Source organism: Brevibacillus brevis (genome assembly GCF_001039275.2).
Lineage (GTDB): Bacteria > Bacillota > Bacilli > Brevibacillales > Brevibacillaceae > Brevibacillus > Brevibacillus brevis_C.
Window position 1 is genome coordinate 2,653,967 of the sequence record NZ_CP030117.1, and the last position, 13,702, is coordinate 2,667,668.

Genomic DNA, 13,702 nt, shown 5'->3' on the forward strand with positions numbered 1-13,702 from the left:
TTTGAACGTGGCCTACCTGCCTAGCATAGGGTAGATGGAAATATCGTTGACAGGAATAAAAAGGCAGGTATAATCTTCAATAACAGAGTATTCCGAGTAAAATACTATAGATTAAAAGAGGAGTGAAGGTGAGCTGTATGAAAACCACGAAAGGCAAGGTCCAGACGATCCTGCAACGCGTAGGAATCGTTGCTATGGCGGCAGCTATGGCAGGCTGCTCGGCTGCCGCACCAGCAGAAACAGGTAATGGAGCGGCGGGCAGCAACTCTACGGTAGAGCTGCTCAATGTTTCCTACGATCCGACGCGAGAGTTTTACCAAGATATCAACAAGGAGTTTGCCTTAGAGTGGCAACAAAAGACAGGTCAAACCGTGACGATCAAGCAATCACATGGCGGGTCAGGCAAGCAATCGCGCTCCGTCATTGATGGTTTGGAAGCAGATGTAGTCACCCTTGCCCTCGCTTATGATATTGACGCGATTGCCGAACGCGGTCTGATTCCTGCTGATTGGCAAAAGAAGCTCTCGGACAACAGCTCGCCTTATACCTCCACGATTGTGTTTCTCGTGCGAAAAGGCAATCCGAAGCAAATCAAAGATTGGGATGATTTGATCAAGCCTGGTATCGCCGTGATCACACCGAACCCGAAAACGTCTGGGGGAGCCAGATGGAATTACTTGGCTGCCTGGGGTTATGCTCTGAAGACAAATGGGGGAGATGAAGCGAAGGCACAAGAATTCGTGGCACAATTGTTTAAAAATGTACCCGTCCTCGATTCTGGTGCACGTGGTTCGACCACTACATTTGTCGAACGTGGCATTGGGGATGTACTGATTGCATGGGAAAACGAAGCGTATCTTGCGGTCAATGAACTAGGGAAAGACAAGTTTGAGATTGTGAATCCGTCCTTGAGCATTTTGGCTGAACCGCCTGTCACCATCGTTGACAAATACGCTGACAAGCACAAGACAAAAGAAGCAGCGGAAGCATACCTTCAGTTCCTGTATAGCAAAAAAGGCCAAGAGCTCGCAGCCAAGCACTATTACCGTCCACGTTCACAGGAAGTACTCAAAGCACATACACCCGCATTCCCTGACATCCAATTGTTTACTATCGATGAGTTGTTTGGTGGCTGGACGAAAGCACAAAAGACTCATTTTGCAGATCAAGGCGTCTTCGATCAACTTTATAAACCATAGACCTACACTTTCCTCAGAGGAGTTACCTTCATGAGAAAATCATTTCGCAACAGAGGGTTCTTGCCTGGCTTTGGCATGACCATGGGGTATACCATCATCTACCTGAGTCTTCTGGTACTAATCCCTCTGTCTGTCTTGTTTTTAAAAGCTTCGACGATGAGTTGGGAGCAATTCATTGGGACGATAATGGATACGAGGGTCCTTGCCTCTATTCGTGTGAGTATTATGACTTCTTTTTTCGCGGCTTGTCTCAATGCAGTGTTTGGTGTCTTGGTGGCTTGGGTATTGGTACGCTATCAGTTTGCGGGGAAGCGGATCATTGACGGCATAGTTGATCTGCCATTTGCTTTACCTACCGCTGTAGGCGGAATTGCCCTGACTTCTATTTACGCTGAGAATGGCTGGATCGGACAGTATCTGGCGGAGTGGGGGATCAAGGTTGCGTACACTCCCATCGGTATATGGGTTGCCCTAACATTCATCGGTCTTCCTTTTGTTGTTAGAACCGTCCAGCCAGTGTTGCAGGATTGGGATTTGCAAATGGAGGAAGCGGCGGCAACGTTGGGCGCTACCCGATGGAATACATTTTGGCGGGTGGTGTTGCCGCATCTGTTACCGGCGATTATTACGGGTTTTGCGCTCGCTTTTGCCAGAGCATTGGGAGAGTATGGCTCCGTCGTGTTCATCTCCGGGAACATGCCGTTGAAAACAGAGATTGTGCCCCTCTTGATTATGACCAAGCTGGAACAGTTTGACTATGCAGGCGCTACGGCAATTGCAACGGTCATGCTAGTGATTTCCTTTATCATGCTTTTGATCATCAACTACTTGCAATGGAAAATCAATAAATTCGATGCGGCCCGTTAGGAGGTATTACGGATGAAGCATTTGACGGAGCCAGCCTATATCCGATGGACACTGATTATCGTGGCCATGCTCTTCCTTGGCTTGTTTTTGATCCTGCCGCTAGTCGCTGTTTTTACAGAAGCATTTCGACAAGGAGCGGAGGTGTTCGTGGCGTCCATTACAGAGGAGGAAACGTTATCCGCTGTCAAGCTCACCTTGCTTGTCGCAGCTATTAGCGTACCGCTGAATGTAACGTTCGGGATCGCGGCTGCATGGGCCATTGCCAAGTTTTCGTTCCCGGGTAAAAATGTGTTGCTTACGTTGATTGACTTGCCATTTGCCGTGTCGCCAGTCATTGCCGGCCTGATTTTTGTCCTCTTGTTTGGGAGTCAAGGTGTGGCAGCGCCCTTACTTGCGGCGTGGGATCTCAAAATTATATTTGCGGTTCCAGGTATCGTGCTCGCGACGACCTTTGTTACCTTTCCGTTCGTCGCTCGTGAACTGATTCCGGTCATGGAAGCGCAGGGAAGAGACGAAGAGGAAGCAGCAGTCTCGCTCGGAGCAAGTGGCTGGAAAACATTTTTACGCGTCACGCTGCCAAACGTAAAATGGGGACTCCTGTACGGAGTCATTTTGTGTAATGCCCGCGCCATGGGTGAATTCGGGGCAGTATCCGTCGTTTCCGGTCATATCCGAGGCATGACCAATACGCTCCCGTTGCATGTGGAGATTCTCTACAACGAATATCAATTCGCTGCTGCCTTTGCGGTAGCCACCTTGCTTGCTGCCTTAGCCTTGGTGACGCTTATTCTGAAAAGCTTGATCGAGTGGAAAACCGAGCGGCAGGCAAAGCTGGATGAGGAACAACACTACGACGTGACAGGAGAGAGAGCCGGATGAGTATCGAGGTAGTGAACATTACGAAGTCATATAAAAGCTTTACGGCGCTGAAAAATGTGAATCTGCATATCCCGGAAGGCGAACTCGTAGCGCTTCTCGGGCCTTCCGGATCGGGAAAGACGACGCTTTTGCGTCTCATCGCTGGACTGGAGCAACCGCAGGAGGGGAGCATTCTCTTTCACGGAGAGGATAATACGAACCGCGACGTGCGCGAGCGGCAGGTTGGATTTGTTTTTCAACATTACGCCTTGTTTCGGCATATGAACATCTTTGACAACATTGCGTTTGGATTGTCCGTTCGCTCCCGCAAAACACGACCGAGCAAGGAAGAAATCAGTGAAAAGGTTCATTCGCTGTTAAAACTCGTGCAGCTAGAAGGTCTCGCACATCGCTATCCCTCACAGCTATCTGGTGGGCAGCGCCAGCGTGTTGCATTGGCGAGGGCGTTGGCAGTGGAACCAAAATTTTTGCTGCTGGATGAACCATTTGGCGCTTTGGATACGAAAGTGAGACAGGAGCTGCGTCGTTGGCTCCGTCATCTACACGGGAAGCTCGGGCTGACGATTTTGTTCGTCACACACGATCAGGAGGAAGCAATGGAATTGGCGGATCAGGTTGTTGTGATGAATGAAGGGCGAGTGGAGCAGGTAGGATCGCCCGAAGAAATTTATCATCATCCGGCGAATCCGTTTGTGTATAGCTTTCTGGGGCGAGTCAATCTGTTTCACGGACGAATCCAAAATGGCAAAATCAAGCTTGGTGAGGCAGAGTTCGAGACGGATTGGAAGGATAAAGGCGTGGAGGCTCCCGCTGTCGGATACATGCGTCCACATGATGTAGAGATATCGTTGCGACCGCCTGAGGGGAAGTCTGCCAGATCTGTTCAGGCCGAGATTAACCATATTTCGCTCTTGGGCCCAATTGTTCGCCTTGACCTGAAGCGTTTGGACACGGAGGAGGTGTTTGAGGCAGAGATGAGCAGGCAGCGCTTTATGGAGTTGAACGTAGAAGAGGAGAGCATTGTGTATGTGACATTGCACAATGTATCGATCTATGTGGATTCACAGCCGGTACAGACACATCGCCCTGCACGCGTTCCGTTGCAGGCCAGTGTTTGATCCGATTTAATGAAAATAAACCGGTCTGCATATGCCGCAGGCCGGTTTTTGATGGAGTCACTAAGCTATTCGCCGCGTTGCTTGGAGCGTGTCTGTTCTTTGCTAATTGTGTTCGATCTACGGGTTTGCGAAGGGTTTTCTTTCTTTCCCATCTCATTTTTGACACCATTTTGCTTGGACATTTCTTAAGCCTCCTTTTCACTGGATTGCCATGGTAGTTTTCCCTGCCAAAGTCCATTTCATGAATCCAGTATTTTTTGCTGTGCGCGAAAACGTTTACCTTTTGCAAAATGAGGTCATCTCTGGTAAGATAAGTGTTTGAACGATTCAAAAAAGGCAGGTATTGCGACGATGATAAGCACTCAGAACGTGACGCTGCGCTACGGCAAGCGCGCACTGTTTGAAGATGTATCCATTAAGTTTACCCCGGGTAACTGTTACGGCCTCATCGGTGCGAACGGTGCAGGGAAGTCTACCTTCGTGAAGATCCTCTCCGGAGAGATCGAGCCGACGAGCGGTCACGTTTCGGTGACACCGGGCGAGCGTATCGCTGTATTAAAGCAGAACCACTTTGAATTCGACGAGTACGAAGTGTTAAAAACGGTAATTATGGGCCACAAGCGCCTGTTCGAGATCATGGAAGAGAAGACCGCTCTTTACATGAAAGAAGATTTCTCTGAGGAAGACGGCAATCGCGCGTCCCAATTGGAGGGAGAATTCGAAGAGCTGAACGGCTGGATGGCCGAAGCAGATGCAGCTAGCTTGCTGATCGGCCTCGGTATCCCGACAGACCTGCACGACAAGCAGATGAAGGACCTCTCTGGTACGGAGAAGGTACGTGTTCTGTTGGCGCAAGCACTGTTCGGTAATCCACACATCCTGCTCTTGGATGAGCCGACGAACCACTTGGACATCGAGTCGATTCGTTGGTTGGAAAACTTCCTGGCGGATTATGAAAACACCGTCATCGTTGTATCCCATGACCGTCACTTCCTGAACAAGGTGTGTACGCACATTGCGGATATTGACTTTGGCAAAATCCAAATGTACGTGGGTAACTACGACTTCTGGTACGAATCCAGCCAACTGGCGCTGAAAATGGTTCGTGATCAGAATAAGAAGAAAGAAGAAAAAATGAAGGAACTGCAAGAGTTTATTGCGCGTTTCTCTGCGAATGCTTCCAAGTCCAAGCAGGCGACTTCGCGTAAAAAGCTGTTGGAGAAAATTACGTTGGAGGACATTCGTCCTTCCAGCCGTAAGTATCCGTTCATTAACTTCAAGCCAGAGCGTGAAGCGGGTAAAAACCTCGTAGCCATCGAAGGCTTGAGCAAGACAATTGAAGGCGAGAAACTGTTTGAAAACCTTCACCTCACCATCAACAAAGGGGACAAAGTTGCGTTTGTCGGACCAAATGAGCTGGCGAAAACAACCTTCTTCCAAATTTTGATGGGGGAAGTTCAGCCTGATAGCGGTTCTTTCGAATGGGGCGTTACGACTTCCCAAGCGTACTTCCCAAAAGACAATGCGGAGTACTTTAACTCCGATTTGAGCCTGGTTGACTGGCTGCGCCAATACTCCAAAGATCAAGACGAGACATTCATTCGTGGATTCCTCGGTCGCATGCTGTTCTCTGGAGATGAAGCGCTGAAAAAGTCAAACGTATTGTCCGGGGGAGAAAAAGTCCGTTGCATGCTGTCCAAGATGATGCTGGCGAGTGCCAACGTATTGATCATGGACGAACCGACGAACCACTTGGATTTGGAATCCATTACTGCATTGAACAACGGCTTGATTGAGTTCGACGGTACACTTCTGTTCGTATCTCATGACCACCAGTTCGTTCAAACCATTGCGAACCGGGTCATTGAGTTCACGCCGAAGGGTGTCATTGATAAAATGATCACGTATGACGAGTACCTGGAGAGCGATGAAATCAAACGCCTGCGTGACGAGCATTACGCGTAAGTTGCTACGCACATATAAAAAGCCCTTGACTTCACACAGTTGAAGTCAGGGGCTTTTTCTCATGTTACGGGGTCTTCCACGAACTCGATTTTGTTAAGGAACGCTTCCTTGCTCGAGAAAATAACGCGTTCCTTTCGCGGGGAAGTAAAGAACACCACGATATACTGGTCATCTATGTATTCTACCGTGCCTCGTTTCTTTGGTCTTTGTATGGTCTTCACGGGTTTATTCAACCATTCGTTCATCTGTTGTTCCTCCTACCTAGCTTTCCCATTCATTATACCAAGATTAATGACGATGCCCAATGACATGTGCAGTTATGGCGATGCGCAGCAGCATTTGATCGTGTCCGTTTTCCGCATTCAATCCGGTCCACTCTCGGATGAGCTGGATGCGGTATTTGATTGTATTTTTATGGACATACAAACGACGCGCGGCTTCCGCGTAATTACCATCCGCTTGCAAAAACACTTGCAAGGTTTGTAAGAGTTGTCCGTTCTTGTCTCGATCATAGCTTTGGATTTTGCCCAGACATTCTTCTGCAAACGCTTGGGCTTCTGTCGCAGGATCGTCTGCGTACATGATTCGCTCGAGTCCCAAGTCGTGGTAGCTTTTGATGACGCTAAGAGAAGAGATGGTGGTGGTGTTTGCAGAATGTAGAGCGGTTTGCAAGCTGATCAGTGCTTCCCGATAACTACGAACGATGCCTTCCCGTTTCGGATGATATCGCCCAATTCCTGCAAATACGGGCTGATCCAGTTGCTTGGTGGCCGTATTCAAGCACTGTTCTTGCAGCCATTGCGAGAGTGATTCAGTGGGGGTATGAATAGACATCGGCACGAGCAAGAGGACACGATTTTCCTGATCCAATCCATACAGAATCGCTCCATGGGAAGAAAAAAAGCTGTGCAACGCGTTCAGAAGATGATGGTTTTCTTGCCAAAGTTCCATGCTGGTTTTGTCGTGGGGGGAGGTGCTTAGGAGCATCGCGATATAATGATCGGACAACTCCCAGCCGACTTCATCCGCCTTTCGCATGAGCATTTCGTGTGAGACGATCTGGCCACTGACAAGTTGTTGTAAAAAATCATTGCGAAAACGCTGGAATGTTTCCTGGATGGCTCGTTGTCGCTGCATTTCAAGTGCCAAGAGGGCAGCACTTTGCTCGATGGCAACTTTTTCCCACGCGTATAGATCACGCTCCCGCTGTCCAATGATGATGGTTCCCTGCACGATCTGGTCGTGGAGAAGCCACCGGACATGGATGCCTTCTTTTTGTTTGCTAAGAGGCTCTTGTGTTAGTCGAATCGGGGCGCGTTGACCATATAGCTTGTCCAATGAATGATCAAGTGGGAGCGGAGTAAGAGAAGAATCCCATTTCCATTTATGCTGGGGGACACGGATGGAGACAGGAGCATCAAGGATATCGGACAGTAAATCTGTCAATGTAGAAATCGGAGCTCCTCCCGTCAAATAGTAATGAAACCGTTCATAAATGGCATGGGTTCTGTCCAGCTCGATGCGCTGTTTGTCATTGATGTACTGAACGACTGGCACGATGACATCTGACCAAGCTTTATCCATCGGAAAGGACAGGATGGGAAATGCCTTTTTCGTAGCATGGGTGAGAACGGCTTCAGGAAGGTTCTCGATGTATCGACCTAATTTGATGGCAAGCCCGGGGGTGCCGATGGCGACTAGCTCATCGATGAGCGTAATCAGCCGTTTCGTACATGTTTTTTGCTGAGAGAGAAATGGAAAGCCTGTCGTCAGAACGAATTCACCAGCTCGCAACCATCTGTGGCCATCGGGAGAATCAAAGGAAGTAACATTCAACAGCTCATTTTCTAAAGAGTCCGCGCCAGCAAGCACTGACGATTCAGTAAAGCCACCAACTTGTATGAGCTCACGGACAGTAATCATTACGCTCACCATGCCTTCATCATCTTTTAGCTACTCGCACAAAACCCCGTTCCGTTTTCTAGCCATGTGAACAAAGGAGATGTTTGAATTTTTCGATAATACTAATGTACATGTCCAGGATGTGTACAGGCAATGGGACAAATCGAGCAAACTGGGGGGAGTCGTATGAAAGCGAGAGATTGGCTAGGGGTACTGCCGTTCATTGGGATGCTGGGAGGAATTCCGTTTGTGAATCGGGTTGAGCCTTACGTAGTAGGCATGCCGTTTGTCCTATTTTGGATCGTTCTCTGGGTTGTCTTAACTTCCGTCATCATGGCATTCCTCAACAAAATCGACCCTGCTACGAAGGAGGACGGCCAATGAATATCGCCTTGATCATTATTTTTGCCTTTTTATTGCTGTCCTTCTATTCCGGTATTCGTGCGCAACAAGGGAAAGACATGAATATGGAACAATGGACAGTTGGTGGCAGAGGATTCGGTTCGATCTTTATTTTCTTGCTGGTAGCAGGCGAGATTTATACGACATTCACCTTTTTGGGAGGCAGTGGATGGGCGTACTCCAAAGGGGCACCTTCTTATTACGTTCTCTCTTACATTTCCCTCGCCTATGTGATTTCCTACTGGCTCTTGCCGCCCATTTGGCGGTATGCCAAAGAGCACAGGCTCGTCTCCCAATCCGATTTTTTTGTAAGCAAATACAAGAGTCCGATACTCGGAATTTTGGTTGCAGCGGTCGGAGTCATTGCGATTATTCCGTATCTCGTCCTCCAATTCAAAGGCCTGGGGATCATCGTATCGGAAGCATCCTATGGCTCGATTTCGCCTGCTGCTGCGATATGGATCGGAGTCATTGTTGTGACCATTTACGTCATGATCTCAGGGATTCACGGCTCGGCTTGGACGGCTGCGATCAAGGACATCATGATTTTCTTTGTCGTCGTTTTCCTCGGGCTTTATCTTCCGTTTCATTACTATGGGGGCATCCAGCCAATGTTTGAAGCTGTACAAGCCTCCAATCCGGGTTTCTTGACGTTCCCAGAGGAAGGATTAAGCATTTCCTGGTACATTTCAACGGTGCTTGTCACGGTGTTCGGATTTTACATGTGGCCGCATACGTTCGGCTCTGTATTTTCCGCGAAAAATGCAAATGTGTTCCGCAAAAATACGATCATGCTGCCGCTCTATACCTTGATGCTTTTGTTTGTGTTCTTTGTCGGCTTTACGGCGATCCTGCAAGTGCCCGGTTTAAAAGGGGCGGACGGTGATTTGTCCTTGCTCCGTCTGTCGTTGCAAACATTCGATCCGTGGGTGGTTGGCATCATTGGAGCAGCAGGCTTGCTCACGGCGCTCGTACCAGGCTCGATGCTTTTGATGACAGGGGCGACGCTCTTGGCGAAAAATGTGTATAAAGTTATGGCTCCGCACACATCTGACGTACAAATCGCCCGGATTGCCAAATGGTTGGTGCCTGTCATCTCGTTGATCTCGTTGTATTTTGCACTGAGTGGGGGAGATACGCTCGTAACGCTGTTATTAATGGGCTACAGCTTGGTCACACAGTTATTCCCGGCATTGCTTTTCAGTCTCCCTGCCAAGCCGTGGGTGAATAAATACGGTGCGTTTGCCGGGATTTTATGTGGGGTGTCAACCGTTGCGTATGTGACGATTTTCCAAGTGACGATTGCGACCATGTTCCCGAATTGGCCAGCCGCTGTCAAAGACTTGAACATTGGTGTCGTGGCATTGCTGGTCAATCTCGTCGTGATGTTTACTGTGACATTTGTGACGAGGAATCTTTTTGCACTGAATCGTCATACGGCTAACACAGAAGGGACACCAACTCTTTAATCCTAATTTCTTAAAGGAGGCAGTTACATGGCAGATACTGTTTTTCTTAACGGACAGGTGGTCACGGTAGATCAAGAGAATCGGGTGGCAGAGGCAGTAGCAGTCAGGGGGAATCGCATCCTTGTTGTCGGGTCTAGTGAAGATGTGAAACCGTTGATTCAATCACATACAAACGTCATTGATTTGCAAGGGAAGAGTCTATTGCCCGGCTTCATCGATGCCCATCTGCATATTACGATTTACGGTACGAACAAGCTGGGAGTCGATTGCAAAGCGAGAAGGATCACGTCAATTGATGAACTGCTCACTGCACTGCAAGAACAAGCGAAAAAAACACCCAGAGGGGAATGGGTGAGGGCATGTGGGTTCGATGAGAATCTCATGGTCGAGCAACGCTATCCGACACTTGCCGAGCTGGATGAAGTGACGACAGCGCATCCTGTTTTTGTCATGAGGACGTGTGCTCATCATTCTGTCGTAAACAGCAGAGCGCTTGCCATTGCGGGTTATGACCGAAACACAGCCGATCCCCAAGGTGGACGTATTGATCGTGATGCAGATGGTGAGCTAACGGGATTCCTCATCGAAACGGCACATATGAACATGTTTGAAAAAGCTGCTTTTACAGAAGCAGAGTACATCCAAGGCCTGCGATTGGCTTCGAAAGATTTTGTTGCTGCGGGCATTACGAGTGTCCACGATGCGGGAGGATACGGGCCAGAGAACTATCGGGCGATGCAAAAAGCGGTACAGAAAGGTGACGTGAAAGTTCGCATCTACGCAATGGTTTGTGCGCTGAATCAATCCGACGATTTTGTCCGAAAGATGATCGATGCCGGGATGGTAACAGGTACGGGGAATGCTCGCTTCCGAATCGGACCCGCGAAGGTTTTTACCGATGGGGCAAGCATTGCGCCCACGATGGCCATGCGTAAACCGTTCACCAGCCGACCCGATGATTACGGAATTCTCTACTATGAACAGGACGAGTTGAATACCATTTTGGGAGAGGCACATGCAAGAGGTTTTCAAATTACCGCTCATGCCCAGGGAGATCGAGCGATTGACATGCTGCTCACATGCTTTGAAACGGCACTAGAAGCACATCCGCGCGCGAATCACCGACATCGAATTGAACATGCGGGTGTATCTGCGCCAGATCTGCTGGCGAGAATGGCTCGGCTAGGTGTCGTACCCATTCCGAACCCTGCTTTTATCTACGATTACGGCGATTCGTATGTGAACAACATCGGAGAGCGTGTCGGGCATATGTTTCCGGCGAGAGATCAGTTCGACGCGGAGATCATTACGGCGGGAGCATCGGATAGTCCCGTGACTGATTTCAACCCACTGATCGGGATTCATGCTGCTGTTAATCGGTTGAGTAAAACAGGTCAGGATGTGGGGAGCAATCAAAGGGTCAGCATCATGGAGGCGATTCGCATGTTTACTTGGAACGGAGCGTACGCCAGTTTTGAGGAGGGGATCAAAGGGAGTATTGAGGTCGGGAAGCTGGCTGATCTCGTTGTGCTGGACGGCGATATTTTGGCAACGCGGGCAGATCGCATCAAAGAGCTGCGCGTAGACAAAACGATGATAGATGGGGAGTTCGTCTATCTACGCCAAGATGAGGAGGTTCTACAAGCATGAACGTAAAAGCGAGAAAGCTGACGATCAATGAAGAACGACTGAAAAAAAGAATCGAGCAATTGGCGCAAATCGGGAAAATAGGTGAAACGGGTGTATGTCGACTCGCTTTGTCCGCTGAAGACCGGGCAGGCGTAGAGCTGGTGCGTAGCTGGATGGAAGAAGCCGGTCTTCAGACCCGGATCGATGACTTCGGCAATTTGATTGGTCGGATGACGGGGAAGGATGAGCAAGCTCCGATCTTGATGATTGGCTCGCATATCGATTCGCAGCCGTACGGCGGTCAGTATGATGGGGTGATCGGGGTATTGGGTGGACTAGAAGTCGTCCAGACGTTGAATGAACAAGGGCTTATGCCGGAACAGTCGATTGAAGTCGTTGCGTTTTGTGACGAAGAAGGATGCCGGTTTCAAAAAGGACTGTTTGGTTCCAAAGGCATTCTTGGGATGCTGGACCCAACGGACTTGGAGAGGACGGATAAAAACGGGATCACACGCAGGCAGGCACTGATTGATTTTGGGTGCGACCCTGATTGCCTGGAAGCGTCTATTTATCCAAAAGGCAGCATCGGTGCTTATCTGGAGCTGCATATTGAACAGGGGCCGATTCTCGACGATGCAAAAGAAGCGATTGGAATCGTGTCGGCGATATCGGGGCCTTTGTGGTGGACGGTCGAGCTGACTGGCTTTGCCGGGCACGCTGGTTCCGTACCGATGCCGATGAGAAAAGATGCACTAGTCGGCGCGGCAAAAGTAATTTTGGCAGTGAACGAGCTGGCAAAGCTCGATCCACAAGCGCCAACAGTCGGTACAGTCGGTCACTTGGAGGTTTTCCCGGATTCGCGCAACATCATTCCCGAGCGGGTGCGTTTATCGATTGATTTGCGGGATATCGATTTGAAGCGTCGCGATGAGCGCGAACAAGCGTTGCGCGAGGCGATTGAGCTAGCCGCCGTAGAAGGTGGATTGAAATATACCATTACGGAAGATACGAATAGTGACCCGCGTTACTGTGCCGACTGGATAAAGGCAATTATGCATGAGGAGAGCAGCAAGCTCGGTGCCTCTGTACGCGAGCTGATGAGTGGTCCTTTCCACGACGCATTGGCACTCTCCTACGTTTGTGATTACGGGATGATTTTTGTCCGCTGCAAGGACGGTATCAGTCATAATCCGCAGGAATACGCAGCCTATGAAGATGTGGCACTGGGAACAGAGCTGCTCTACAAAACCGTATTGCGGATGAGTATCAATCAATAAGAGAGAGGGTCGCCCGTCTAAGCGGATAGGCGACTTTTTTTCATACAGCCAATGACGAGACTTTACAGGCTGTTTTTGATATATTTTAGTCTGAGAGGTTCTTATCACGTTTGAGGAAGGAAGAATGGCATGAAAATGCGTGTTTCCGCTGTGCAGTACCATCTGCATACCATACATAGCTTTGAAGACTTTGCCAATCAAGTTGAGCACTACGTGAAAAACGCGCAAGAGTACGACACAGAATTCCTCCTTTTCCCGGAGCTGTTTACGACTCAACTCATGTCAATCGGAGACGAGCAGGGCAATGCGCTGCCAATTACGGCATTGCCGTCATTCACGGATCAATATGTCGAGCTGTTTCGATCCCTCGCTGCCAAATATGAGATGCATCTGATTGGTGGAACACACATCATCGAGGAAAACGGCAAGCTTTACAATACGGCTTTTCTGTTTTACCCGGATGGACGTGTAGGGCAGCAGAAAAAAATCCATATCACCCCATGGGAAGTAAAAGGCTGGAACATGGGGGCTGGCGACTCGTTGCAAATCTTTGAGACCGACAAAGGGAAGGTCGCGATGATTATTTGCTACGACATCGAGTTTCCTGAGTGGGTGCGCATCGCCAAAGCACGGGGCGCAGACGTCATTTTCTGCCCATCCTGCACGGATGATCGCCACGCATTCCACCGCGTACGTTACACCAGCCATGCCCGGACGATTGAAAACCAGGTGTATGTCGTGTTGACTGGTACTGTAGGCTCGCTGCCGACAGTTGATTTCATGCGAGCGAACTTTGGACAAGCGGCGATCCTGACGCCAAACGATGTTCCGTTCCCTCCTCGTGGCGTTCTGGCTGAAGGGGAGATCAACCACGACATGATGGTAACCGCTGACTTGGATATCCAATTGCTATACGACGTACGAGAAAAAGGCTCCGTCACAACGTGGCGCGACCGCCGCATCGATTTGTATACCGACTGGAAGTAAGCAATCCA

General features: G+C 49.3%; 12 protein-coding genes. 10 read left to right on the plus strand and 2 right to left on the minus strand.

The features are described 5' to 3' along the window. Positions 1 to 206: 206 nt before the first annotated feature. From AB432_RS13485 to AB432_RS13505, 5 genes are all read left to right on the plus strand, one after another. Positions 207 to 1,199, plus strand: coding sequence for a sulfate ABC transporter substrate-binding protein (locus tag AB432_RS13485; RefSeq protein WP_375154925.1), 993 nt, complete (start codon positions 207 to 209; stop codon positions 1,197 to 1,199). Positions 1,200 to 1,229: 30 nt separating this feature from the next. Then, positions 1,230 to 2,066 carry a sulfate ABC transporter permease subunit CysT gene (gene cysT / locus AB432_RS13490; protein WP_048032713.1) on the plus strand — a complete coding sequence of 279 codons (837 nt, stop codon included), beginning with the start codon at positions 1,230 to 1,232 and terminating at the stop codon, positions 2,064 to 2,066. Between the two features lie 12 nt (positions 2,067 to 2,078). Continuing rightward, positions 2,079 to 2,945, plus strand: a complete 867-nt coding sequence (cysW, locus tag AB432_RS13495; RefSeq protein WP_048032714.1) for a sulfate ABC transporter permease subunit CysW — start codon at positions 2,079 to 2,081, stop codon at positions 2,943 to 2,945. Beyond that, positions 2,942 to 4,063: a sulfate/molybdate ABC transporter ATP-binding protein gene (locus AB432_RS13500; protein ID WP_048032715.1), complete on the plus strand. Its 1,122-nt coding sequence runs from the start codon at positions 2,942 to 2,944 to the stop codon at positions 4,061 to 4,063. Before cysW ends, AB432_RS13500 begins: the two co-directional genes overlap by 4 nt. Positions 4,064 to 4,414: 351 nt before the next feature. After that, complete coding sequence (locus AB432_RS13505; RefSeq protein ID WP_048035792.1) at positions 4,415 to 6,028, plus strand: ABC-F family ATP-binding cassette domain-containing protein; 1,614 nt, start codon at positions 4,415 to 4,417, stop codon at positions 6,026 to 6,028. A 59-nt stretch (positions 6,029 to 6,087) separates the two neighbouring features. Here the strand turns inward: AB432_RS13505 and AB432_RS13510 are convergent, their stop codons facing one another. Beyond that, entirely contained in the window at positions 6,088 to 6,273 is a 186-nt protein-coding gene (locus AB432_RS13510) for a hypothetical protein (RefSeq protein ID WP_048032716.1), read from the minus strand. Positions 6,274 to 6,316: 43 nt separating this feature from the next. After that, on the minus strand, positions 6,317 to 7,963 hold the full coding sequence (locus tag AB432_RS13515) for a PucR family transcriptional regulator (protein ID WP_113732269.1): 1,647 nt from the start codon (positions 7,961 to 7,963) through the stop codon (positions 6,317 to 6,319). A gap of 153 nt (positions 7,964 to 8,116) precedes the next feature. Here AB432_RS13515 and AB432_RS13520 point away from each other — a divergent pair, with 153 nt between their 5' ends. The 5 genes from AB432_RS13520 (at position 8,117) to AB432_RS13540 (ending at position 13,694) form a co-directional block, all read left to right on the plus strand. Further along, entirely contained in the window at positions 8,117 to 8,314 is a 198-nt protein-coding gene (locus tag AB432_RS13520) for a DUF3311 domain-containing protein (RefSeq protein ID WP_048035794.1), read from the plus strand. Then, a complete protein-coding gene (locus AB432_RS13525; RefSeq protein WP_048032717.1) occupies positions 8,311 to 9,801 on the plus strand; it encodes a sodium:solute symporter family protein in 1,491 nt (496 codons plus the stop codon). The genes AB432_RS13520 and AB432_RS13525 overlap by 4 nt, the downstream gene beginning before the upstream one ends. A 27-nt stretch (positions 9,802 to 9,828) precedes the next feature. Next, positions 9,829 to 11,451 carry an amidohydrolase gene (locus AB432_RS13530; RefSeq protein WP_048032718.1) on the plus strand — a complete coding sequence of 541 codons (1,623 nt, stop codon included), beginning with the start codon at positions 9,829 to 9,831 and terminating at the stop codon, positions 11,449 to 11,451. Beyond that, positions 11,448 to 12,707: a M20 family metallo-hydrolase gene (locus tag AB432_RS13535; protein WP_048032719.1), complete on the plus strand. Its 1,260-nt coding sequence runs from the start codon at positions 11,448 to 11,450 to the stop codon at positions 12,705 to 12,707. Before AB432_RS13530 ends, AB432_RS13535 begins: the two co-directional genes overlap by 4 nt. Before the next feature lie 129 nt (positions 12,708 to 12,836). Beyond that, positions 12,837 to 13,694: a carbon-nitrogen hydrolase family protein gene (locus AB432_RS13540; protein WP_048032720.1), complete on the plus strand. Its 858-nt coding sequence runs from the start codon at positions 12,837 to 12,839 to the stop codon at positions 13,692 to 13,694. Positions 13,695 to 13,702 lie beyond the last annotated feature (8 nt).

Excerpts from the sequence above, each read along its gene's own strand:
- AB432_RS13530 (WP_048032718.1), top strand. The coding sequence starts at position 9,829 with ATGGCAGATACTGTTTTTCTTAACGGACAGGTGGTCACGGTAGATCAA.
- AB432_RS13485 (WP_375154925.1), top strand. The coding sequence starts at position 207 with ATGGCAGGCTGCTCGGCTGCCGCACCAGCAGAAACAGGTAATGGAGCG.
- AB432_RS13535 (WP_048032719.1), top strand. The coding sequence starts at position 11,448 with ATGAACGTAAAAGCGAGAAAGCTGACGATCAATGAAGAACGACTGAAA.
- AB432_RS13540 (WP_048032720.1), top strand. The coding sequence starts at position 12,837 with ATGAAAATGCGTGTTTCCGCTGTGCAGTACCATCTGCATACCATACAT.
- AB432_RS13500 (WP_048032715.1), top strand. The coding sequence starts at position 2,942 with ATGAGTATCGAGGTAGTGAACATTACGAAGTCATATAAAAGCTTTACG.
- AB432_RS13515 (WP_113732269.1), bottom strand. The coding sequence starts at position 7,963 with ATGGTGAGCGTAATGATTACTGTCCGTGAGCTCATACAAGTTGGTGGC.
- AB432_RS13525 (WP_048032717.1), top strand. The coding sequence starts at position 8,311 with ATGAATATCGCCTTGATCATTATTTTTGCCTTTTTATTGCTGTCCTTC.
- cysW (WP_048032714.1), top strand. The coding sequence starts at position 2,079 with ATGAAGCATTTGACGGAGCCAGCCTATATCCGATGGACACTGATTATC.
- cysT (WP_048032713.1), top strand. The coding sequence starts at position 1,230 with ATGAGAAAATCATTTCGCAACAGAGGGTTCTTGCCTGGCTTTGGCATG.
- AB432_RS13505 (WP_048035792.1), top strand. The coding sequence starts at position 4,415 with ATGATAAGCACTCAGAACGTGACGCTGCGCTACGGCAAGCGCGCACTG.
- AB432_RS13510 (WP_048032716.1), bottom strand. The coding sequence starts at position 6,273 with ATGAACGAATGGTTGAATAAACCCGTGAAGACCATACAAAGACCAAAG.
- AB432_RS13520 (WP_048035794.1), top strand. The coding sequence starts at position 8,117 with ATGAAAGCGAGAGATTGGCTAGGGGTACTGCCGTTCATTGGGATGCTG.